1 protein-coding gene is annotated in these 1,002 nt (G+C 23.9%); it reads right to left on the bottom strand.

The features are described from left to right. Window positions 1–280 precede the first annotated feature (280 nt). Window positions 281–757, bottom strand: a complete 477-nt coding sequence (locus tag ACRCZX_RS01020) for a hypothetical protein (protein WP_438581087.1) — start codon at window positions 755–757, stop codon at window positions 281–283. Between the last annotated feature and the right edge of the window lie 245 nt (window positions 758–1,002).

Raw genomic sequence — 1,002 nt, 5'->3', positions numbered from 1 at the left:
CCCAATTTCTGAGTGTTTGTGTTGTTACTCCTAATAGTTTTGAAAATTTACCTATTGAATACATTTTATCACCTCGATTTAATTTTACAATTAAAATAAAAATAAGTCGAAGTTTTTATAGATTTTTATAGAATTATTTCTACAGACATCAGCCTCCTCTTATTATGAATAAATTAAATATTCCTTAATAAAGGTATGTACTATCTAAAACCATTTTTTCCTACATTTTAGAGTAAAAAATAGGTAACATTTCTCTTTTAAAAAGAAATGTTACCTAATATTAATTTTCTTCTCTATTAGCTCTAATTTCTAGAAGAACCTCAAATAAGAATTTTTTACATTGATCATTTTTTATAGTATAATAAACTTCACGTAACTCATTTGATGGAAACTCTGCTAAAAGAATATTCATAACCATTCTATCTCTATATATATCACTTCTATTTAAACTTCTTTCAATTATTCTAAGATTCTCTTCTTCATCATCTTCTAAAAGTTTATCTACAATTGTATTTGCATTTTTTATAAGTATCTCTAAGTTTGTTAATCTATCTCTACGATTTCTAACTTTATTTTTATCATAATAAGTTGTTCCTTTGTTTAATTCTTGGATTAATCCAAATAAGTTTAATGTTGGATCTTTTTCTAAGATATTTAGCATTTTTCCATATATTATATTACTTTCTTTATCTTCAGGGCTTTGCTGCTCTAAAGCCTCTATATATTTTTTTGAAATGTTAACTAATATTTCATTCATATTTTTTACTCCTTTAATTTTTTCTTCACGTTTATTATAGCACATTTAATAAAAAATAGCAGCTCAAAAATAACTGAGCTGCTTTTCTTTTCCCTTCATAACGTTGTATAATATCAGTATGAATAAAAATACTAAACCTTTAAAATATATTTTTGAAAATCATTTCCATCAAACTTGGAATAATATTAAACATAAATTCCCTAAAAATCTTCACTCTTCTATCTGGAATAACGTTTCCAAATTTT

Origin of the sequence: Cetobacterium sp. (genome assembly GCF_051658645.1) — a bacterium.
Taxonomy (GTDB): Bacteria; Fusobacteriota; Fusobacteriia; order Fusobacteriales; family Fusobacteriaceae; genus Cetobacterium_A.
The sequence above is the reverse complement of the archived record's forward strand: the minus strand, read 5'-3'. Positions and strand labels throughout refer to the sequence as shown.

Excerpts from the sequence above, each read along its gene's own strand:
- ACRCZX_RS01020 (WP_438581087.1), bottom strand. The coding sequence starts at position 757 with ATGAATGAAATATTAGTTAACATTTCAAAAAAATATATAGAGGCTTTA.